The 21,169-nt window shown below is 66.3% G+C and carries 19 protein-coding genes and 1 riboswitch; of the genes, 4 read left to right on the plus strand and 15 right to left on the minus strand.

Annotation, left to right across the window (positions count from 1 at the left end; all coding sequences use genetic code 11):
• Window positions 1-22: 22 nt before the first annotated feature.
• The 5 genes from ACTX90_RS16575 to ACTX90_RS16595 form a co-directional block, all read right to left on the minus strand.
• Window positions 23-1,228 carry an acyl-CoA dehydrogenase family protein gene (locus ACTX90_RS16575; RefSeq protein WP_443442482.1) on the minus strand — a complete coding sequence of 402 codons (1,206 nt, stop codon included), beginning with the start codon at window positions 1,226-1,228 and terminating at the stop codon, window positions 23-25.
• A gap of 51 nt (window positions 1,229-1,279) precedes the next feature.
• Window positions 1,280-1,370, minus strand: a riboswitch (SAM riboswitch).
• Window positions 1,371-1,562: 192 nt separating this feature from the next.
• Entirely contained in the window at window positions 1,563-2,396 is an 834-nt protein-coding gene (locus ACTX90_RS16580) for an alpha/beta fold hydrolase (RefSeq protein ID WP_113608112.1), read from the minus strand.
• A gap of 108 nt (window positions 2,397-2,504) precedes the next feature.
• Complete coding sequence (locus ACTX90_RS16585) at window positions 2,505-3,671, minus strand: glycerate kinase (RefSeq protein WP_047120378.1); 1,167 nt, start codon at window positions 3,669-3,671, stop codon at window positions 2,505-2,507.
• A gap of 9 nt (window positions 3,672-3,680) precedes the next feature.
• Entirely contained in the window at window positions 3,681-4,757 is a 1,077-nt protein-coding gene (locus tag ACTX90_RS16590) for a sugar diacid recognition domain-containing protein (RefSeq protein ID WP_424573517.1), read from the minus strand.
• Window positions 4,758-5,397: 640 nt separating this feature from the next.
• Window positions 5,398-5,586, minus strand: coding sequence for a hypothetical protein (locus tag ACTX90_RS16595; RefSeq protein ID WP_443442483.1), 189 nt, complete (start codon window positions 5,584-5,586; stop codon window positions 5,398-5,400).
• A 94-nt stretch (window positions 5,587-5,680) separates the two neighbouring features.
• Between ACTX90_RS16595 and ACTX90_RS16600 the strand changes: the two genes are divergently transcribed.
• Window positions 5,681-7,165 (plus strand): SulP family inorganic anion transporter, encoded by a 1,485-nt coding sequence (locus ACTX90_RS16600; RefSeq protein ID WP_053799046.1) that lies wholly within the window; start codon window positions 5,681-5,683, stop codon window positions 7,163-7,165.
• Here ACTX90_RS16600 and ACTX90_RS16605 read toward each other — a convergent pair.
• Window positions 7,162-8,085: a GGDEF domain-containing protein gene (locus tag ACTX90_RS16605; protein WP_443442484.1), complete on the minus strand. Its 924-nt coding sequence runs from the start codon at window positions 8,083-8,085 to the stop codon at window positions 7,162-7,164. The genes ACTX90_RS16600 and ACTX90_RS16605 overlap by 4 nt on opposite strands.
• 239 nt (window positions 8,086-8,324) lie before the next feature.
• On the opposite strand from ACTX90_RS16605, the gene ACTX90_RS16610 reads away from it, so the two are divergent.
• Window positions 8,325-9,020, plus strand: coding sequence for an EAL domain-containing protein (locus tag ACTX90_RS16610; protein WP_443442485.1), 696 nt, complete (start codon window positions 8,325-8,327; stop codon window positions 9,018-9,020).
• Here the strand turns inward: ACTX90_RS16610 and ACTX90_RS16615 are convergent.
• The 4 genes from ACTX90_RS16615 to ACTX90_RS16630 form a co-directional block, all read right to left on the minus strand.
• Window positions 8,982-9,203 (minus strand): hypothetical protein, encoded by a 222-nt coding sequence (locus ACTX90_RS16615; RefSeq protein ID WP_244910938.1) that lies wholly within the window; start codon window positions 9,201-9,203, stop codon window positions 8,982-8,984. The genes ACTX90_RS16610 and ACTX90_RS16615 overlap by 39 nt on opposite strands.
• 2 nt (window positions 9,204-9,205) lie before the next feature.
• A complete protein-coding gene (locus ACTX90_RS16620; RefSeq protein ID WP_047120383.1) occupies window positions 9,206-10,636 on the minus strand; it encodes a glycosyltransferase family 2 protein in 1,431 nt (476 codons plus the stop codon).
• Window positions 10,637-10,759: 123 nt separating this feature from the next.
• A complete protein-coding gene (locus ACTX90_RS16625; RefSeq protein WP_113608116.1) occupies window positions 10,760-12,376 on the minus strand; it encodes an AMP-binding protein in 1,617 nt (538 codons plus the stop codon).
• 151 nt (window positions 12,377-12,527) lie between these two features.
• The gene (locus tag ACTX90_RS16630) at window positions 12,528-12,869 is read right to left on the minus strand and encodes a DUF1801 domain-containing protein (protein ID WP_244910939.1); all 342 of its coding nucleotides are present in this window, start codon (window positions 12,867-12,869) and stop codon (window positions 12,528-12,530) included.
• A gap of 294 nt (window positions 12,870-13,163) precedes the next feature.
• On the opposite strand from ACTX90_RS16630, the gene ACTX90_RS16635 reads away from it, so the two are divergent.
• Window positions 13,164-14,552, plus strand: a complete 1,389-nt coding sequence (locus ACTX90_RS16635; RefSeq protein ID WP_425323575.1) for an MFS transporter — start codon at window positions 13,164-13,166, stop codon at window positions 14,550-14,552.
• Between the two features lie 15 nt (window positions 14,553-14,567).
• Window positions 14,568-14,984 (plus strand): DUF1801 domain-containing protein, encoded by a 417-nt coding sequence (locus tag ACTX90_RS16640; RefSeq protein ID WP_113608117.1) that lies wholly within the window; start codon window positions 14,568-14,570, stop codon window positions 14,982-14,984.
• Here the strand turns inward: ACTX90_RS16640 and ACTX90_RS16645 are convergent.
• From ACTX90_RS16645 to ACTX90_RS16665, 5 genes are all read right to left on the minus strand, one after another.
• The gene (locus tag ACTX90_RS16645; RefSeq protein ID WP_424573522.1) at window positions 14,981-16,090 is read right to left on the minus strand and encodes a hypothetical protein; all 1,110 of its coding nucleotides are present in this window, start codon (window positions 16,088-16,090) and stop codon (window positions 14,981-14,983) included. The genes ACTX90_RS16640 and ACTX90_RS16645 overlap by 4 nt on opposite strands.
• 73 nt (window positions 16,091-16,163) lie before the next feature.
• Window positions 16,164-17,024 carry a formyltetrahydrofolate deformylase gene (gene purU / locus ACTX90_RS16650; RefSeq protein WP_047120388.1) on the minus strand — a complete coding sequence of 287 codons (861 nt, stop codon included), beginning with the start codon at window positions 17,022-17,024 and terminating at the stop codon, window positions 16,164-16,166.
• A gap of 339 nt (window positions 17,025-17,363) precedes the next feature.
• Complete coding sequence (locus tag ACTX90_RS16655) at window positions 17,364-17,975, minus strand: sarcosine oxidase subunit gamma (RefSeq protein ID WP_047120389.1); 612 nt, start codon at window positions 17,973-17,975, stop codon at window positions 17,364-17,366.
• Window positions 17,968-20,871: a sarcosine oxidase subunit alpha gene (locus ACTX90_RS16660; RefSeq protein ID WP_424573523.1), complete on the minus strand. Its 2,904-nt coding sequence runs from the start codon at window positions 20,869-20,871 to the stop codon at window positions 17,968-17,970. Before ACTX90_RS16660 ends, ACTX90_RS16655 begins: the two co-directional genes overlap by 8 nt.
• Window positions 20,868-21,164, minus strand: coding sequence for a sarcosine oxidase subunit delta (locus ACTX90_RS16665; RefSeq protein WP_047120391.1), 297 nt, complete (start codon window positions 21,162-21,164; stop codon window positions 20,868-20,870). The genes ACTX90_RS16660 and ACTX90_RS16665 overlap by 4 nt, the downstream gene beginning before the upstream one ends.
• Window positions 21,165-21,169: the final 5 nt, after the last annotated feature.

Genomic DNA, 21,169 nt, shown 5'->3' on the forward strand with positions numbered 1-21,169 from the left:
GGGTGGCGTAGGCGTCCAGTGTCTAGGTGTACAGCGAGAGCGGCTGCGATTCGCCGCGCAGGAAGTAGGCGCCGACCTCGATCTTCTTGTAGTCCACCGGGTCGTGCAGCGAGTGCGTGCGCACGTTGCGCCAGAACAGGTCAAGCCCGACGTCGCTCTTGGTGGAGGAGGATCCGGTGACCTCGAAGATGCGGTTGGCGACCTCCACGCCGGCCTCGCTGGCCACGACCTTCAGCTCCGCGATCGCCACCGCCAACTCGGCGCGCTGCGGCTGGCTGACTGCCCCGCCCAGCACCTGATCGAAGCGGCGGCCCAGCTTCTCCGCCAGCGCGGCCACCGCGGCAGTGCGGGCCTTCAGCTCCCCCACGGTGCGCTGGAAGACGACGTCCTGCGAATAGGTTTCGGCCTGCGAGAGGAACCAGGCGTTGGTGCGCCCCAGCAGAATCTGCCGGCCCCGCGCCAGCGCGCCCTCCGCGATGCCCAGGTAGAAGTTCGCGAAGGCCAGCTGGATGCCCGGGGTGAGCAGGGTGGCCACCGGCTCGTCGGTGACCGGGCCCAGCACGTCGGACGGCTCGATGCGCACGTTGCGGTACACCAGCGAGTTCGAGGCGCTCAGCCGCTGGCCCAGATAGTCCCAGTCGTCGACGATCTCCAGCCCCTGCGCATCGCGCGGGACCACGAAGGCCAGCAGCTCGCCGGTGCCTTCGACCTGGGCGTTGACGACGATGACCTCGCCCACCCCGGAGCCGGTGGAGAAGCGCTTGGCCCCGTTCAGCCGGTAGCCATCGCCCTCGCGGGTCAGCACCAGGTTCGGGTCCACCGGGTTGACCGAGTCGCCCCACAGCCAGCTTCCCTCCACGGTGCGCCGCCACCAGTCGGCCTGCGCCTCGGCCGGGGCGTAGAACGCGATGGAAGACTGGTTGATGTAGTGGTAGGCCAGCAGCTGGGAGATCGACCCGTCGGCGGCGGCCAGGATGCGGATGACCTCGAAGGCGGTCTCGAAGTGCCCGCCGGCTCCGCCGAACTCGGCAGGGACCAGCAGCTCCAGCAGCCCTGCCTCGCGCAGCAGCTTCACCTCGGCGAAGGGCTGCGCGTTGGCGCGGTCGCGGGCCAGCGCGTCGGCGGCCAGGGTGCCGGCAACCTGGCGGGCGACGGCGCGCCAGCGCTCCAGTTCGGCCTCGCTGGCGGTGCCGGTGTACGGGACGCGGGGCAATGCGGTGACGGTCATGATCGGGCTCCTTGGAATTGGACTTCCGAGGGATACCGGGACGCGGCCCGGGCTCCATCGAACCTGGCGTTAGCACTCCCTGCGGATTGCAGGCTTGCTGCGGCGTCGCGGAGCCAGGTCTCTCAGCCGCTCTGGATGGTGTGCACCGATTCAAGCACGCCGCCGAAGCCGGAGGGAACCGCCCCGTCACGCGGCGGAACGCACCGCAAAACTGCGTCATATTGGGAGTTTGGAACCCGCGCCGGGCCCAGATCGCGACGGCGCGCGGCAGCATCCAGCCGTCGCACGACGTCATATTGGCGCACGCAGTGCCCGGGCCCGGCGGGCCTTGCTGCTAGCGGGAGAGGAAGCCGAGCAGCAGGTCGTTGACCTCCTTGGCGTGGGTCCACAACAGCCCGTGCGGGGCGCCATCCACCTCGTGGTACTCGGCGGCGGGCAGCGCCTCGGCGAAGCGCCGGCCGGTGACGTCCACGGGCAGGATCCGGTCGGCGGTGCCGTGCACGATCAGCGCGGGCACGTCGATCTTCGGGATGTCGGCGCGGAAGTCGGTGGTCCAGGTGTACTGGGCCGCGACCGAGGCGTAGGGCGAGGCGGCATAGGCCAGGGCCTTGTTCGCGGCCAGCGCCTCTTCGCTCAGCCGGTTGCCCAGGAAGGTCTCGGTGTTGAAGAAGTTCTCGAAGAAGCTGCTGAAGAACGCGTAGCGGTCGGTTTTGGCGGCCTCGGCCATCGGGTCCAGCGCATCCTGCGGCACACCCTCGGGGTTGTCATCGGTTTGCAGGATGAACGGTTCCAGCGAGCCGAGGAAGGCGGCCTTCGCGACGCGGGCCGAGCCGTAGGTGGACAGGTAGCGGGCTACCTCGCCGGTGCCCATGGAGAAGCCCACCAGCACTGCGTCCTTCACGTCAAGCGTTTCCAGCAGCGTGTGCAGGTCGGCGGCGAAGGTGTCGTAGTCGTAGCCGACGGCCGCCTTGGAGCTCTTGCCGAAGCCGCGGCGGTCGTAGGTGATGACCCGGTAGCCGGCGCCGAGCAGCGCCGCGGTCTGCAGCTCCCAGGAGGATCCGTCCAGCGGGTAGCCGTGGATCAGCACCACCGGCTGCCCGGAGCCGTGGTCCTCGTAGTACAGCTCGATATCGGTGGTGTTCTCTTCTCCGACTTTCACGGTTGCCATGCTGGCCCTTTCTCCGACGAAGGTCGCGGCGGTTGCCGCGCTGCCTCCCACGCTAGGCATCGGTCCTCGACGGTGGCAAGGGTTTTGCGCAAAGCGACAGCGAGCGCTTCAGCGCAGGTAGGTCCGTGCGACGCTGAACGCGGTGCGCTCCAGCAGCTTCAGCGCGTCGGCGGACAGCTCGGCCAAACTCGCCGGGCCCGGAGCGATCGAGTAGGCCGCGAGGATTCCGGCGTCGGCCAAAACCTGGTCTTCCAGGCTGACCGATCCGGCGATCACGATAACGTCTCCCCCGGCGGCCTGCAGTACCCCGGATACCACCTTGCCCTGCAGGGACTGCGAGTCCAGCCGGCCCTCGCCGGTGATGACCAGATCCGCGCCGCCCATGATGCGGTGGGCGTCCAGCACCCGGGCGACCAGCTCCCACCCGGGGACCAGGTCGACCGCGAAGTAGCTGCCCAGGCTGAAGGCCAGGCCTCCGGCGGCGCCCATGCCTTCTCGGTCGCGCAGCACCCGGCCGGTGGCGGTTTCCAGCACATCGGCCAGCCGGCCCAGCCCGGCGTCGAGGGTTGCGACATCCTTCAGGGAAGCACCCTTTTGCGGCCCGAAGATCGCTGCGGCGCCGTTCTCGCCCAATAGCGGGTTGGTGACATCGCAAGCGATCTGCCACACTACCCCGGCGGCGCGCGGATCCAGCCCGCTGACATCGATGCTGTGCAGCTCGTTCAACGGGCCGCCTCCCGATTGCAGCTGGTTGCCGTCGGCGTCGAGGAACTTGGCGCCCAGAGCGGAAAGCAAACCGGTGCCGCCGTCGGTGGTCGCGGAGCCGCCCAGGCAGAGGATGATTTGCTCGGCCCCGAGGTCCAGCGCCTTGGATACCAGCGCGCCGAGCCCGTAGGTGGTGGCCGACAGCGGCTGGCGCGGCGCATCGGCGACCTGCGGCAGGCCGGCTGCTTCGGCTGCTTCGACCACCGCGATCTTCCCGTCGGCAGACAGCCCCAGCCGTGATTGCACCGGTCTGCCTAAGGCATCAGCGGTTTGCACCGGAACCGGTTCGGTGCCCCACGCGTCGATCAGCGCTTCCAGGGTTCCCTCGCCTCCGTCGGCGAAGGGCACCGCGGTCACGGAGATTTCACGGCCCAGGCTGCCGGCACCTGCGAGGAATCCGGTCCTGATGGCTTCGGCGACCTCGCTGGCGCGAGCGCTGCCTTTGAAGGAATCCGGCACCACGGCGATTTGCAACCCAGTGGCCGGCGAAGAGTTCGGTGTTGAGGTCATGCATTAACCCTATGGAGATTCCTCCACAAGTCCTATAGGCCGAAGCCCATACTTCAGCTGCTTCGAATACTGGAATATGTGCATTTCGCCCAGCCGGACCCGGGCGTAGATGGAGTTGAGCAAGGCCATCAGCTCGCCGGGAACCCGCGGGTCGCTGCCGGTGACCTGCTTGATCCGGTCCATTCGTTGGATCAGCGTATTGCGGTGGACCGTGAGCCTTGCGATGGCTTCGGACTGCGTCGAACTGGCGGCCAGCGCCAGCAGCGTGAACGCATGCTCCTCACTGATCTGGGCCGTGCGCCGGGCCAGCGAACGGCAGTACGCTTCCGGTGCTCTGGCCGCCGACAGCGCCATGTCCTCGTTCCAGAGCTCGCGAAGTCCGGCAGCCGGAACCAGCGCGGGCACCGCGCCCAGGGTCCGCAGGTTCTCGGCGTCGACCAGAAGGTCGCTGGGCTGTGTCCGAGGGGGCCCGAGGATCGCGCGGGCAGAAGCAGGATCCTCGATTGGACCGGAGGACAGCACCCATCGGGCATTGTTAATCGTCAATGCTGCTTCGTACTGCTCAGGCCCGTCCTCGTCGAGCAGCAGACTCAGCGACCATGGCGCGCTCAAGCCCAGCTGCTCGAGCTGCTCAGCCAAGGCTTCGTCGCTCGCGGATCCCGACACAAGTCCGGAGAGCATGTCACTAATCTGGGTGGCGCGCACCGTGCTTCGGACATGCTCCTCGTGCTGGGTAAGCAGCAGCTGCACGGTCAGCGAAATCAGCTGGGCCAGCGACGCAACCTCCTGCGGTGCCCCTGTCACCCCCACGACACCCTGCACGACGCCGTCCGCATAAAGTGGCACGTTGACGCCCGGCAGCTGCCCGGACACCGGGTCGGCCTGGGCGGTGACAATTGTGCGGTTCTCCGACAGGGCCCTGAGCGCGTCCGGATGCGGGTTCCCCAACCGTTTAGGGTCGGACGAAGCGATGATGATCCCGCGCTCGTCCATGATGTTCAGCGGGTAGTCGACGCGCGGGGCGATGGTTTGGACAACACGCAGCGCCACCGTGTGGGTGAGTTTTCCTGTTGCCTTCTGCGCCATGCTTGGTAGTCTACCCACCATCTGACCACGCGTCTTTTGACAACGTGGAGGCTGAGCCAAGCTTCTGCACAGAGTCGGGCAGTAATGTCGTAGACACCTCCTTGAGGTGCGAGTGATGATCGTAAACTCCCGCCGGCTTCAGCCGGCGGGAGTTTTCACTTTCCTGCGTCCCATGGCTGATGCAGACTCTTTGCCTGCGCCGGGCTCGGGCAAAGCCGAGGCATAGCCTTGCTCCCTAAAATGGAAGTTACCTTCCTCAAAGGTGCGAGTGATGATGTAAGTCTGGCTCCGTTGCGCACGGCAACGGAGCCAGTATTTTTAAGAAACCTTCGAGCGCCGCATCACCGATGCGCCGGCATTCTCCAGATGGTGTCCAGGCCCGGCATAGGAACCGGAAGTGCAGTGAAGATAACTCAAAAGGTGCGAGTGATGATCGAGAACCCTCCAACGAAATGATTTCGGTGGGGGTTTTGAGTTTAACGTCCGGCCAGCTGCGTGGACACCGCAGAAATGCTTAGCTTGCGGCTCGGAATTCCAAAGCTCCGGCACAGGGTGCGTTCCTAGAATTGAAGTACCTCATAAAGGTGCGAGTGATGATCGTGAAGTTCCCGTTGGATTTCCTCCCAACGGGAACTTTTCTTTAACCGCCCTGGCCTCCGATATGCCAGCCTTTGCACTGTTCGCATGCGTAGGTGCCCAGCTGCTTGCCAGCTACCGTGGAATGCCTCAGCGCGGCCTTGAGTGCGATCGCGTTAGTGCGGTACCGCTGCTTCCCCGCGGCTTCACAGATATTGATGGTGCGTTTGGTGGGATCCTTCAATATGGCCATGGCAGTAATCTAACAGCCAAGCGCAGTGCTGGAACCTGCCGGGCAACTAGAATACATAGGTACGGAATTCGGCGAGCCAAAGAACAGGTCCACCATGGCAACGGCGGCATTGACCCCCTTAGAACGGCAGTCGGTGTGGCGAACCCTCAAGTCTCCCCGATTGCTGAAAACCGAGCTGCTCGCCGGGCTGGTGGTCTCGCTGGCGCTGATTCCGGAGGTCATCGCGTTCACCGTGATCGCCGGGGTGGATCCGCGGGTCGGCATTTTCGCCTCGTTCACCATGTCAGTTGTCATCGCCTTCACTGGCGGACGGCCGGCAATGATTACCGCGGCGGCTGGAGCGGTGGCCTTGGTGGTCGCTCCATTGGTGAGGACCCACGGCGTGGAGTACCTGTTCCCGGCCGTGATCCTGGCCGGAATCATCCAGATCCTGCTGGCCGCGCTGGGCGTGGCCAAGCTGCTGCGGTTCATACCGCGGCAGGTGATGATCGGCTTCGTGAACGGCCTGGCCATCTCGATCTTCCTGGCACAGATGCCCGAGCTGGTCGATGTGCCGTGGGCCGTGTATCCACTGGTGGCAGTCGGGATCGCGATCGTGTACCTGTTCCCGAAGCTGACCAACGCGGTTCCGGCGCCGCTGATCGCCATTGCGGTGCTCACGGCGGTGACGGTGTTCGCGAAGATCACGGTGCCCACGGTGGGCGACCAGGGCGAACTGCCCGAGTCGCTGCCGGTCTTCACGCTGCCCACTGTCCCGATCGACATGGAAACCCTGCGGATCATCGCGCCGTTCGCGGTGGCGGTGGCGTTCGTCGGCCTGCTGGAGTCGCTGCTGACGGCGAAGCTTGTCGACGACATCACCGACACGCCGTCGAACAAGACGCGCGAGTCCTGGGCGCAGGGGGCCGCCAACGTGGTGACCGGCTTCTTCGGCGGGATCTGCGGCTGTGCGATGATCGGCCAGACCATGATCGGGGTGAAGGTTTCCGGCGGGCGCACGCGCATTTCCACGCTGTTCGCGGGCGTGTTCATGCTGGTGCTGGCCGTGGCGTTCGGCGACGTGGTGGCGCAGATCCCCATGGCCGCGCTCGTCGCGGTGATGGTAGTGGTCTCCGCCGCGACTTTCAACTGGCACAGCATACGGCCTTCCACGCTGCGGATGATGCCCAAGAGCGAAACCTTCGTCATGCTCGTCACCGTGGTGCTGACCGTGGCGACCAGCAACCTGGCCATCGGGGTAGGCGCCGGCATCCTCACGGCGATGGTGCTGTTTGCCAACCGAGTGGCGCATTTCGTGACGGTCGACCGCAGGGTGGACGGGGACACCGCAATCTATACGGTGACCGGCGAACTGTTTTTCGCCTCGTCCAACGACCTGTACACGCAGTTCGACTACGCGCAGGATCCGCAGCAGGTAGTGATCGACCTAAGCGCCTCGCACGTGTGGGACGCCTCGACCGTGGCCGCGCTGGATTCCGTAGCCGCCAAGTACGCCGGCTACGGCAAGAGCGTCGAGGTCCGCGGGCTGAACGAGCCCAGCGCCAGGTTCCGCGACCGGCTCAGCGGCAACCTGGATTAGTCGCGCTGCTCCGCCCGCTCGCGCTTGGAGATATACATGGCGCGGTCCGCACGCAGGATGACCATGCTCAGGTTATCGTCCGGTTCCGCGGTGGCCACCCCAAAACTCCAGCTGTGCTCGGAGGATTCGTGGACGCGTTCCATGAGCTGCTGGGCCTGGTCGTATCCGGTCTGGGGCAGCAGGAGCACGAATTCGTCGCCGCCCAGCCGGGTGATCACATCGTTCTTGCGGGTCGCGCGCTTCAAGTGCCGGACCAGCCCGCGCAGCACCTCGTCGCCGGCCGCGTGGCCGAACTGGTCGTTGATCTGCTTGAAGCCGTCCATGTCCACCAACGCGACGCTGACCGGCTGGTTCTGCCGGCGCCCCTGGGCCAGGGCGGCATCGCCCATCCGGCCCAGCGCCCGGCGGTTGTAGGCGCCGGTGAGCACGTCGATTTCCGTCTGCTGCTTGAATTTGCGTTTCACGAAGCTGCCGACAAACATGCCGACCACGGTGAAGAACACCAGGCTCAGGACGTTAAGCAGGCCGTTCTGGTGCTCGGTGCCCACCGCCGGGCCGAACAGCAGCGAATAGGTGAGGGTGAAGACGAGGATGGGATAAATGGTCATCCGGGAGATCACCGAAGGGAAGAGCCACGCCATGTACAGCGCGATCAGCGGGAATTCCTGGAGCCGGAAAACGAACTGCTCGTGGTCGACGGTGAAGCCCACAAAGTAGACGAAGGCCGTCAGTTCCGCCAAGGCGCCGAGGTAGGCGAGCCACAGCGGGAACGCGTCGCGCAGGATCACCACCAGCGTCACGACACCCAGGGCCCCGGCAAACCGCCCTACGGCCACTAGCTGCAGCGCTTCCGAAGGGAAGGTCCTGAACAGGTTCAGGCCGTAGAAGACGGACAGGAAGCAGGCGACGATGCCGGTCACCGCGATCTCCATACTGGTGATGGCGCGGACTCGCGCGGGAAGCAGCCTGGAGCGCCATGAAATACCCGTCTGACTTCGCCGCTCTACCTGTTTTTCCAAGCCCCGCCACCCCATTGTCTACAAATTGTTCAAAAACGGACCGCATCGGATCGGCCGGATGTGTAAAATCTGCTTCGGGCGTAAGCTCCGGCTGACCTTGGCCAGACGCAACGTACGGTCCCTCACCCGTTAGGCAAATAGTGAAGTTCGTTTTCCAGCCCCTCATTGATCTTCGAAACAAAACTCTACTGGGTTTCGAGGCACTGACCCGATTCGACGACGGCCGCGGCCCTCAAGAGCATTTCAGCGAAGCCCGCGCCGAGGGCCGGATCGTCGAGCTGGAGCTGGAGGCCATAAAGGGAATCCTCGACGCCAGCCGCCGGCTGCCAGACGAGTACCTGGTCACGCTCAATGCCTCGGGCCCGACCATCGAGGCCTTCGCCGCTTCCGCGATGAAGCTTGATGGGCGGCTGGTCTGGGGGCTGGAGCTGAATGAGGAATCTGAGCCCTGCAGCTCCGGCCGCGCCCGGCAGTACGCCGATACCCTTGGCTGTCTGCTGCTGATCGACGACGCGGGCGTCGCCTACGCGAACCGCGAGCGCATCGAATGCCTGCATCCCGACATCGTGAAGCTGGATCGCAGCATGATCATCAACTACGAGTCCTCCGCCGAGGTACGCGGCATGGTCGCCAACCTGCTGGAGGCCGCCCGGGAGACCGGGGCCCGGACCCTGGCCGAGGGCGTCGAGACCCCGGAGCACATCGAGCTGGTCGACCGGCTGGGCTTCAGCTACGCCCAGGGGTTCTACTACAGCCGGGGCCTGCCCGCCGCGGAGCTTGCAGATGCCATGCGCGAGTTAAACCGGCGCGTCGGGATCGATACTCCGGGTTTCTGAGCGCCGCTCGCGCCCCTTGGAGCCGCCGAAGCGGATCGGCGGCAGGATCTTGGTGATGCCCAGGATCAGGTAGATCACCGTGTTGATCGCGACGAACGACGCCAGCACGCTGAACCACTGCGCGTAGAGCACCGACTCGGGAAGCAGTATGCCTCGCGGGACATGCATCGCTAATTCCATCATGACTAGGCTTCCTTTCGGGCCGGTGCGTGCTCGACGTGCTTCCAGTCGGCGCTCTTGGCAAATGCGATGTCCCAAACGCCCTTGAGGAACGCCAGGTCCAGGAAGGCGTCGTAGACCAGCTCCGGCAGCACCAGCGCCGCCAGGAGCCGGGCCTTCCAGCCGCCGCTCCAGGCGGTGACCACGCGTTCAACCGCGAAGACCAGGCCGAGCAGCATCCAGAACGGGAACCACACCCAGGTGTCCATGGAAACAAGCATCAGCACCATCAGGAAGAAGTAGCTGAACAGGGCGATGACCCCGTAGCCGATGCCGATCTGCTGCGACCAGTAGCGCACGGTCTGCGGGGTGACGCCGTAGGCGCCCAGGTTCTCCAGCGCCCCGCGCTGCCAGCGCAGGCGCTGCGCCCAGAGCATCTTCCAGTTGGGCATCAGCTCGGTGACCACGGTGCACTCGTTCGGGGAGGTGATCAGCGCGCCCAGGGACTTCAGCGCGATGGTCAGCTCATTGTCCTCGGTCAGCGCCGCGGTGTCGTAGACCTCGCCATGCTTGCCCGGGATCGTGGTGCCGCGGGCGGCGGCCACCTCGCGCAGCGCGGTGGCGCGGAAGACCGAGGCGGTCCCGGTGAGCACGAAAACGCGGCCGTCGCGGCGGGCGATCTCGCGCTGGTAGCGGGCGTATTCGTTGCGCTGGAACTGGCCCAGCACCCCGTGGCCCTCTTCGCCGTGGAACAGCCCGCCCACGGACATCAGCGCGCGGTCGGCGGTGAAGCGGTCGCGGGCGGTGGCCAGGAAGTCGGTGCCGATCTGGCTGTCGGCATCCATGACCATGACGCAGTCGTTGTCGCCCATGCCGGGCAGGATCTGCGCCAGCGCCTGGTTCAGCGCGCCACCCTTCTTGTGCTTGTTGTCCACGGATTCGAACACGTCGACGCCGTGCGCTCGGGCGACGTCCACGGTGCCGTCGGTGCAGTTGTCCGCGACCACCAGGATCCGGGCGGGCAGGAAGCTCTGCTGCTTCAGCGCGTTGATGGTGTGCCCCAGCGAGGTTTCCTCATTGTGCGCGGGAATCAGCACGGTGACGGTAACCGGCCCGGCGTACACGCCGCGGGTGCGGTCCATGATGCGCTTGGGCGCCAGCGGCCGGGAGGACTTCTGGATCGGGGTGCGGCGGTAGCGCAGGGTGACCACGCGTTCGCCGACCACGACGAACAGGATGAGGACCAGGGCGATGAGCACCGCGCCAATGAGGATCGACAGGTCGGGCAACTGGGTGCTGTAGAACGTGGACCAGATGCCGCCGAGCTGCACCTTGACCGGGTGCCACATCTGCGGAGTCGTCCCGCTGGCGCTCAGCACCCACCAGAGCAGCAGCGCTGCCAGCACGACGATGACGATGACGGCGATACCCACGAGGCGACCGAAATGCTTGTGCATAACTATCTTTCGGAAATAGGCAAAATATTCAGCTGTGGGACCCCAGCTAAAACCTATCCCATCACCTCGGAGTTCGTACAGGACTCGCCGTGCGGTGCACCCGGAATCCGCAGCTTTGCGCGCCTAGGAAAGACGAAGCTGCTGCGCGGCGTCCTCGCGCAACTGGTTCTTGCGGATCTTGCCGGTCACGGTGGTCGGGAATTCCTCCAGGATGCGCACGTAGGCGGGGATCTTGTAGTGCGCCAGATGCCCTTCGCAGTAGGCGCGAAGCTGCTCGACATCCAACGGTTCGCGCCCGGTTTTCATCCGGATGCAGGCGCAGATGGCCTCGCCGAATTTCGGGTCCGGCACTCCGATGACCGAGACGTCCTCGATGTCCGGGTGCTTGTAGAGGAATTCCTCGATCTCCGCCGGGTAGATGTTCTCCCCGCCGCGGATGACCATGTCCTTGATGCGCCCGACGATGGTGCAGTAGCCATCCTCGCGCATGACCGCCAGGTCCCCGGTGTGCATCCAGCCCTCGGCGTCGATGGCGGCGCGGGTTTTCTCATCGTCGTCCCAGTAGCCGAGCATCACGGAGTAGCCGCGGGTGCAGTATTCCCCGGTTTCGCCGCGTTCCAGAGTCTCGCCGCTCACCGGATCGATGACCTTGATTTCCACGTGCGGATGGACGCGGCCGATGGTGCTGGTGCGGTGCTCGAAGTCGTCGTCGCTGCGCGTCTGGCAGGAGACGGGGCTGGTCTCGGTCATGCCGTAGGCGATGGACACCGCGCTCATGCCCATGTCTTCCACGCAACGGCGCATGACCTGAACCGGGCAGATGGATCCGGCCATGATGCCGGTGCGCAGCAGCGAGAGGTCGTAGTCGGCGAAGTTCGGATGGTTCTGCATGGCGATGAACATGGTGGGTACCCCGTACAGGCCCGTGCACTGCTCCTCGGCGACCACCCTCAAGGTGGCTTCCGGGTCGAAGCCGGGCGCCGGAATGACCATGGCGGTGCCTCGGGCCACGCAGCCCAGATTTCCCATGACCATGCCGAAGCAGTGGTAGAAGGGCACCGGAATGCACAGCCGGTCTTCTTCGGTCAGGTCGATCATGCCGGTGACCTGGTGGCCGTTGTTCAGGATGTTGTGGTGGCTGAGCACCGCACCCTTGGGGTAGCCGGTGGTGCCGGAGGTGTACTGGATGTTGATGGCGTCCCCCGGTGAGGTGGCTGCCAGCCGCTCGGCGAGCGCCTGGTCCGTTACGGATTCTCCCTGCGCCAGCAGCTCGTCCCAGTCCCCGGTGTCCAGGTAGACCACGCGCTCTAGGCTCGGGGTGTCGGCCGCGGTGGCCTGCACCATGCCCCGGTAGTCGCTGGTCTTGAACTGAGTGAGCGTGATGAGCATGCGCATCCGGCTGTGGTTCACGGCATAGGCGTATTCGTGGGTGCGGTAGGCCGGGTTGACGTTGACCAGGATGACGCCGAGCTTGGCGGTGGCGAACTGGGTGAGCACCCATTCGGCGCAGTTCGGCGCCCAGATGCCCAGCCGGTCCCCCGCGTGCAGCCCGGCGGCGAGCAGCCCCTTGGCCAGGCGGTTGACGTCGGCGTCCAGTTCCGCCCAGGTCCAGCGCCGGCCGGCGGCGGCGTCGACAAGCGCCTCGCGCGCCCCGAAGCGGGAAGCGGTGTCCTGAAGCGTCGCGCCGATGGTCTTATCGAGCAGCGCTGGTTCGTTCTCGCCCTTGGCATAGGCCTTCATGCGTGTACTCCCTGGGTCTTCAGCGGATGGGCGGCAGCGGCGCCGTGGTGTCCGGCGTCACATTCCACACCCTAACGCGCGGCCCGTGTCCAGCCAAGCAGCGGCGGACCCTGTGCCTGTCCACCGACGCTTCCCGCCATCGGGGTCGGAGCTAGCCGGCCGCCTTGGCCACCAGCTCCCGGATGCGCTGCTCCGTGGCATCGTCCAGCGAGGTGAGCGTCCAGGCTACTGGGTGCATGTGTGCGCCCTGTTCGAAGGCGGGGTTCGCTACCTCGCCGAAGCCGAAGACCAGGTAGTCCTTGTCCGGCTTGATGTAGCAGACGTCCTCGCCGTCCTTGACATAGAACGGCAGGCCCCAGCGGAGAACGGGCTCCAGGCCGGGCGCGGTCTCGCGGATGATGGCGTGAAGGCGTTCGGCGATCCCGCGGTAGGGTTCCGGTGCCGAGGCGAGCTTGGCGAGGACCGCGTCGTCGCCCTTTTTACCGAAAATCATTGGCTGGCTCCTTCAGGTGGCCGGTGGATGTCCACGGGGCAGGCTTAGATGCGCCACGCCCCGCCTGCAATTCTAGATCCTGCCTCCGGCGGCATGCAGAAGAATTTTTTTCGCGTCTGAATTCGCCGACAGCGGCCAACTGCCGCTTCCTTCCGTACAGGTCAGCACAGGATCAGACAGGTTGCGGCAACCGTTGGAGCAGGCAGGGATTCGCGCAGCGCCTGCTGACTCTGTGGGTGGGTGTCCGTATCCTTTTCACTACCGATATACGCTGCACCGACCCGAGGAATCGACATGAGCGAGATCCCGCAGGGAAGCGATGTTCATGATTCGAACCCGCAGGTTCCGGAGCATGGAATGCGCTCATTCCTGCATATCCTGATCAATACCGCCGTGGCCAACCTGACCACGAGCTACCTGTGGTTCGCGCTGACCTTCTGGGTGTACCTGGAAACCGAGAACGTCATGGCCACCGGCATCATCGGCGGTGCCTTCATGCTGCTGATTGCGCTGTTCTCCATGGTTTTCGGCACCATCGTGGACCAGCACCGCAAGAAAATCGTATTCGTCTTTTCCGCCGCCGTGACCGCGGTGATGTTCACGCTGGCGGGGCTGCTCTACCTGTGGCTGCCCACCGAGCGAATCCTGGACATCGACGGCTGGGAATTCTGGCTGTTCTGCATCGTGATCCTGCTCGGCGCCATCGTGGAGCAGATGCGGGGCATCGCGTTGTCCACCACGGTGACGCTGCTGATCCCGGTGGAACGGCACGCGAACGCCAACGGCCTGGTCGGCACCGTGCAGGGGCTGGCGTTCATCGTCACCAGCGTGTTCTCCGGGCTGTCGATCGGCTTGCTGGGCATGGGCTGGACGCTGGTTATCTCCATCGCGCTTGTGGTGCTGACGATGCTGCATCTGGTCACCATCTCCATCCCTGAGGACAAGCCGCAGGCCGACCCCGAGGTTTCGGGCGGGAAGACCGCGCACCTGCGGCTGGGCTTCACCACGGTGATGGCGATCCCGGGGCTACTGGCGCTGATCATCTTCTCGATGTTCAACAACCTGATCGGCGGCATCTACATGGCGCTGATGGATCCCTACGGGCTGACCGTGATGTCGGTGGAGGCCTGGGGCATCACCTTCGGTCTGGCCTCGACCGGCTTCATCGTCGGCGGCGCGCTGGTGGCGAAGTTCGGCTTGGGCAGGAATCCGATCCGCACGCTGCTGATCCTGGTCGCCTGCATGGGCTTCCTGGGCGCGGTCTTCACGGTGCGCGAATGGGTATGGCTGTATATCGCGGGCATCTGGCTGTACATGTGCCTGATTCCTGCCTGCGAGGCGGCCGAGCAGACAGTGATCCAGAAGGTCGTGCCGTTCCGGCGGCAGGGCCGCGTGTTCGGCTTCGCCCAGATGATGGAGGCTTCCGCGGCCCCGATCACCGCATTCCTGGTCGCCCCGCTGGCCCAGTACCTGATCATCCCGTTCATGAAAAGCGCCGAGGGCGACGCCGCCTTCGGCTGGCTGGTCGGGCAGGGGCAGGCGCGCGGGATCGCGCTGATCTTCCTGGTCGGCGGCCTGGTCATGATCCTGGCCGCGCTGCTGGCCATGACCACCGGGCAGTACCGCAAGCTGTCCGCCATCTTCCTTTCGGACGAGCCGACGCCGGCCGCCGAAGCCAGCTAGAACCAGGAGCCCGCCATGGCCAGTGCACCCAAGACCCAGCCCACCGATGCCAGCGTCGAGGAGTTCCTCGCCGCCGCCACCCCGGCCAAACGCCGGACCGACGGCGAGCAGCTGGCCCGGATCTTCGCCGAAACCACCGGGGCCGACCCGGTGATGTGGGGGCCGTCGATCGTGGGCTACGGCCAGTACCGGTATGTCTCCCCCGCCAATGCGCGCACCACCGGCATCTGGCCCAAAACCGGATTCTCGCCGCGCAAAACGGCGCTGTCCATCTACGGGCTCAAGGACCTGCCCGCAGGCGCAGCGCTGCTCCCGGAACTCGGCACGTATACCGAGGGAGCAGGCTGCGTCTACGTGAAGAAGCTGGATGACGTCGACGAGTCGGTGCTGCGCAGGCTCATCGCGATTGCGTTTTCACGCGGGGATGACTAGACGGCTTCCTCGAAGAAGGCTTCCACCTCGCTGATGCCGGCGGAGACCACCGGGACCAGGCGTTCGTCGATGCTGTAGGTTTCCCCGTCGCGCTGCAGCAGGCCGAAACCTGCCAGCGAGGCCATTGCCTCGGTGGCCTCTGGCAGCACCGAGTCGTAGATCTTCGCGCCGACATTGCGGCGCAGGCCTTCCAGGTCCCCGTCGCGTCCGGTGGACGCGGTGACCAGCAGGTTGCGCACCACCAGGTAGTGGGCTTCGTCGCGCAGGCTGGTGTCCATGGTCGGGTTCAGGTGCGCCTGCACGCAGGCGACGGCCATCTCGAAGAGCAGCTGGGCGCTGTCGGCCTGCTCGCCGTCCAGGAATTCGGCGAAGGCTTCCTCGTCGCGCACGATGCTGGTTTCGGTGGTGGTCACCACGGACATCATCGCCGCGTTCCAGATGTAGTTGAAGCGCAGCGGGGCCGGGGCGTCGGCTTCCACGGACTGCGCGTCGATGCCCATGGCCTCGAAGACCTGGGCCCGCGAGGAGCTGGCGGAATCGGTGAAGTCGTTGGTCGCGATGCCGTCGCCGATGGCCACCGCGAAGTTCTTCACGGCGTCGAAGAGCGGGGTGGCGCGCAGCAGGGCGCAGATTTCCGCATCGCCTTCAGCGAAGCCGTCCAGGGCGTCTTCCAGCATCTCGCGCACTTCCTCGAGATTCTCCGCGCCGCCCTGCCACAGGCTGGTGTCCTCGGCGAAGCTGAAGAAGTCCAGCCAGGTGGAGAAGATCGGCTCGGGCGCCACGTTGTCCGGCAGGTTGACCAGGAAGTCGGCCAGGGCCTGGCCGAAGAGCTCCGGGTCCAGGTCGAACAGGTTGGAGCTGCGCGCGGTTTCGGCGTACTCCCCGCCGATGGTGCGGATGACGTCCAACTGGATCTCCGCGGCCTGGGCTGCGTCCGCCGGGGAGAAGGCAGGAACCTGGGCGGCGACCCAGGCGACGTACTGGCCGCGCAGCGCGTCAACCGACAGCTCGGCCTGGATCTTGTGCACGCTGCGGCCGCGCTGGGCCGCCTTGGCAGGGTTTCCTGCGCCGGAGTTCTTTTTGCCTTGACGCTTCTTGCTGGCCATGAGCCGTCCTTCGCTTATGTGGAGGTTTGCCATTAAGCCTACGGGCAACGGCTGGCCTCCTGCGACCCGGATGCTAGCGCAGCACCACGGTGCGGTTGCCGTAGAGGAACACGCGCCCTTCGCAGTGCCAGCGCACCGCGTTGGACAGCGCCTTGCATTCCGAGTCGCGGCCGGCGGCCACCAGGTCCTGCGGGCCGTAGGTGTGGTCCACCTCCACCACCTGCTGGGCGATGATCGGGCCCTCGTCGAGTTCCGAATTCACGTAGTGCGCGGTGGCGCCCACCGTTTTCACGCCGCGTTCCCACGCCTGGTGGTAAGGCTTGGCGCCCTTGAAGGATGGCAGGAACGAATGGTGGATGTTGATGGTCTTTCCGGTCAGCTCGCTGGCCAAGTGGTCGGAGAGCACCTGCATGTAGCGGGCCAGCACCACCAGCTCGGCGCCGGTCTGATCGATCAGTTCAAGCAGCGCGGCCTCGGCCCGCGGCTTGGTGTCCTTGCTGATCGGGATGTGGTGGAAGCCGATTCCGTACCATTCCACCAGCGAGCGGTGGTCCGGGTGGTTGGAAGCAACCCCGACCACCTCGATGGGCAGGTCCCCCGAGTGCATGCGGAAAAGCAGGTCCTGCAGGCAGTGCTCGAACTTGGAGACCATGATCAGCACCTTGGTCTTCTGGCCGCGCTCGCGCAGCTGCCAGTCCATGTCGAATTTCGCGGCGACCTCGGAGAACTCGCTGCGCAGGGCGTCCAACAGATCCGGGGCGGAGTCGCCGGCGAAATCCACGCGCAGGAACAGGCGTCCGGCGCTCATGTCGTCGTACTGCTTGAGCTCCACGATGGTGCGCTGGTGCCGGACCAGGAAACCGGTCACCGCGTGCACGATGCCGATGCCTTCAGGGCACTGAAGGGTCAAGACGTGCCGAACCTGTTCGCTCATGATCCACTTCCATTCAGGTGTCTGGGGCGGAACACGCACTCGGGGCGTGCTCCGCGAAAAAGTTTGTGTCTGGTTTCTTCGCCCGGGGTGCTCCCAGGCTACTCCCCCTCGGCGGGCTGAACCGGTGAAGCCCCGGTGCCCGGCGGGAACCATCAACCCGCCGGGCAGGGACCGCTCAACGCTCCGCCGCCGGACCTCCCAATGCGGCGGCGAGGCGCAGCCCATCCCGGCTGAGCAACGCCGGCGCCGGTCGCCACCGACCGGTTCCCGGCACTGGACGTGGCGGGAACCGGTCGGGCCGCAAACCAGCCAGCGCCCGGAATGGAGGACTACGCCGCGCTAGGCGACCGGCTCCGAGGCGAATTCGCTCATCGCGTCGATCAGCCAGTGCACGGTGTGCTCGGTGAACGAGGCGCGCGGCAGGATGTACCAGGACTGCTCGCCGGTGCGCCACAGCAGCACCGGGATGTTCGCCAGCGTGGTGGTGATGGCGCGGTTGACGCCGAAGGCGCGCGGGTGCAGGTCCGCCGGGCAGCTCTTGCGCAGCACCAGCGGCGCGGCCGGTCCGGACAGTTCAAGCACACTGCGGTTGGCCGACAGGTCGACCACCTGGCCGGGCTCGTCCCCCAGCGCCGCAACCAGCTCTGCGGCAAGTTCCGCGCCTTCCGGCGCGATGGCCAGGAACTCGTCCGGTCCGAGCCAGAGCACCGCGGTGCCCTCCACGGAGCCTGCGACCTCCCCGACCTGCTGCGGCAGCCCGGTGCCGACGGCTTCTGCCAGCGCGGCGAATCCGCCGCTGCCAGGCACCGCGCGCACGCCGACCTGGGTGGCGAAGGCGATTTCCCGCAGCTGGACCGTGCCGGCGGTGGAGCCCTGGGCCATGGCTTCGGCCAGGTGCTCGGCCGGGGAACGGCGCACGGAGGTTGATTCAATCAGGGTGTTGCTAGCCATCGCGGCGGCTCCCTTCCGGGTCGAAAAGTACGAGATCGGAGACGAGGACATCGACCAGCTGGCCGTTGACCGGGGTCTTGAGCACTTCGCCGATGCGGCTGCGCCCGTTCTTAATCAGTGCCAGGCCGAAGGTGCGGCCCAGCGCCGGCGAGTTGTAGGAGCTGGTGACCCAGCCTTCCATCGGGGTGCAGCCCTCGGTTTCCACCGCGCCGTCGGCGACCAGAGCGGCGCCCTCGGCCAGCCGCAGCGCGGTGTCCACCGGCAGCACGGAGACCAGGTGCTTGCGATCCTCGCGCAGATTGTCTTCCCGCGAGAAGGAGCGCTTGCCCACGAAGTCCTTGAACTTGGAGACCACCCATTCCATGCCGGCGTCCTGCGGGGTCACCGTGCCGTCGGTGTCCTGGCCGACGATGATGAATCCCTTTTCGGCGCGCAGCACGTGCATGGTTTCGGTGCCGTACGGCGTGATGTTGAATTCCTGCCCGGCGGCGTACACGTCTTCCCAGACGCGCAGGCCGTGCCAGGACGGGATCGCGATCTCGTAGGCCAGTTCGCCGGAGAAGGAGATGCGGCTGATGCGCGCCTCGATGCCCGAATCCAGGGTCACGTCCTGGAAGGACATGAACTTGAACGCGTCGTTGGAGACGTCCAGCCCGGTCACCAGCTTGGCCACCACATCGCGCGACCGCGGACCGACCACCGCCACGGTGGCCAGCTGCTCGGTCACCGAGGTGCAGGTGACATCCAGCTCCGGCCATTCGGTCTGCAGCCATTCCTCCAGCCAGTCCAGCACGCCGGCGGCGCCGCCGGTGGTGGTGTGCATCAGGAAGCGGTCCTCGGCCAGGCGCAGGGTCACGCCGTCGTCGAAGACCATGCCGTCGGCCTTGCACATCACGCCGTAGCGGGCCATGCCGACCTTCAGCTTGGTGTAGCCGTTGGTGTAGATGCGGTTCAGGAACTCGGCTGCATCCGCGCCGCGGATCTCGATCTTGCCCAGAGTGGTGGCGTCGAGCATGCCCACCGACTCGCGCACCGCTGCGCATTCGCGGTAGACCGCCGCGTCCATGTCTTCCCCGTCCTGCGGGAAGTACCAGGCGCGCTTCCACTGGCCCACGTCCTCGAACTTCGCGCCCTGCGCCAGGTGCCAGGAGTGCATCGGGGTGATGCGCGCCGGGTCCAGCAGCTCACCGCGGGTCCGGCCGGCCAGGGCGGCGAAGGCGACCGGGGTGTACGGGGCGCGGAAGGTGGTGGTGCCGATCTCGGCCGGGTTCTCGATGCCCAGCACCGCGGCGATCACGCCGATGGCCGCGACGCCAGAGGTCTTGCCTTGGTCATTGGCGGTGGAGATCGAGGTGTACCGCTTGATATGCTCCACCGATTCCAGGCCTGCGCCGGTGGCACGCAGCACGTCGGAGACGGTCTGGTCGCGCTGCAGGTCGACGAAGTGGGTGGTGTAGTTCGTTGCCTGGTCGCCGTTCAGCGAGGGCACCAGCCAAACCGGGCGGGTTTCCCCGGCCGGCACCGGCAGCGCCTGCGGCACCTGGGCGATGCGCTCGAAGCCCGCGGCGGTGGCCGCCGCGGCCCCCACCGCGGCGCCGGTGGACAGCGCGCTGGCGGTGTCGAACAGGCCGGTCAGCGCGCCGGCCAGGTGCTGGTTGGCCACTGCCGCGTCAGGGACGAAGGCGTGGATCGAGGTGTCCCACACCAGCTTGCCCTGGCGCTGTGAGTGCAGGTGCACCACCGGGTTGAAGCCGCCGGCCACTGCCAGCACGTCGGCCTCGAAGCGCTGCGGCTCGCCCAGGTCGCGGTCCTCGCCCAGCTCGGCGACGATCACTGCCGACAGTTCGCCTGACTCGTTGGCTTCGGTGTCCACGACGACGGAGCCAGTGATGACACGAACCCCGGCGCCCACTGCTTCCGCCGCCGCGGCGGACACCGTGGTACGGGCATCGATGACGGCGACTACTCCACCGCTGGCGGCGAGGTCCGCAACCAGCGGGTAGGCGGAGTCGTTGGTGGTAGCCACGACGATCTGCGCCCCGGCGCGCACGCCGTAGCGGTTCAGGTAGCTGCGCACGGCGCCGGCGAGCATGATGCCCGGGCGGTCGTTGTTCTCGAACACGATCGGGCGCTCGTGGGCGCCGGTGGCCAGCACCACCTGGTTGGCGCGGATGTGCCAGATGCGTTCACGCGAGACGCCGGCGCCGGAAGGCCTATCCAGGTGCACGGTGCGACGCTGCACGGCGACCACGTAGTTCGCGTCGTAGGAGCCGAGCACTGTGGTGCGCTGCAGGTGGGTGGTTTCCTCGGCCGCTGCCAGCTCGGCGACGGTCGCATCGATCCACGCTGCGGCATCCTGGCCGTCGATCTGCTCGCCGGCGGCATCGCGCAGCGAGCCTCCGGCTTCGGCGCGCTCATCCAGCAGCAGCACACGGGCCCCGGAGCGGGACGCCTCGCGGGCGGCGGCCAGGCCGGCAGGGCCGGCGCCTACCACCAGCACATCGGTGTGCACGTGCACGTGGTCGTAGTAGGCCGGATCGGTGCTCGGGTCCAGCACGCCCAGGCCGCGCAGCAGCGTGGCGCTCAGGTTGGCGGTCACCGGAACGGTGGTGGCGGCGAGCATCGACTCGTTGATGTCCTGCTCGTGGCGGGCCTCCACGGTCACCAGGGCGTTGGGCTCCTCGACGCCGGCGGAGAAGATACCGCGCGGGCGGTCCAGGTACATCGAGTTGCCGCAGGCGCGCTGGCCGTTGGCGAGCATGGCGCTGGCTACGGTGTCGCCACGGAAGGCTTCCAGCTGCTTTCCGTCGACCGTCAGGACCAGGGCTTCTCCGCGGTCGATCCGGGCGGCCGGGGACTGCTCGGCCGGCAGCCGGTAGGACGTGTTCTGGCTCATCGGGATCCTCCCTGGGTGTTCAGTTCCGGACGCGGTTCCCCGGCCCGGTAGACGGCCTTGAATTCATAGGTTGCGGTATCGCGCAGGGCGTTGAACCACTTGCGGCATCCGCCGGAGTGGACCCAGCGTTCGGCGAAGATCCCCTTGGAGTTCTCGCGGTAGAACAGGTAGCGGGACCATTCCTTGTCGCTCAGGGCGTTCGGGTCCTCGGGGTAGGCCACATGGGCCTGGCCGCCGTAGGAGAATTCGGTTTCGTTGCGCGGCCCGCAGTTCGGGCATTCAATCAGCATCATGGTGG

Origin of the sequence: Glutamicibacter soli, assembly GCF_052322135.1 — a bacterium.
Taxonomy (GTDB): Bacteria; Actinomycetota; Actinomycetes; order Actinomycetales; family Micrococcaceae; genus Glutamicibacter; species Glutamicibacter soli.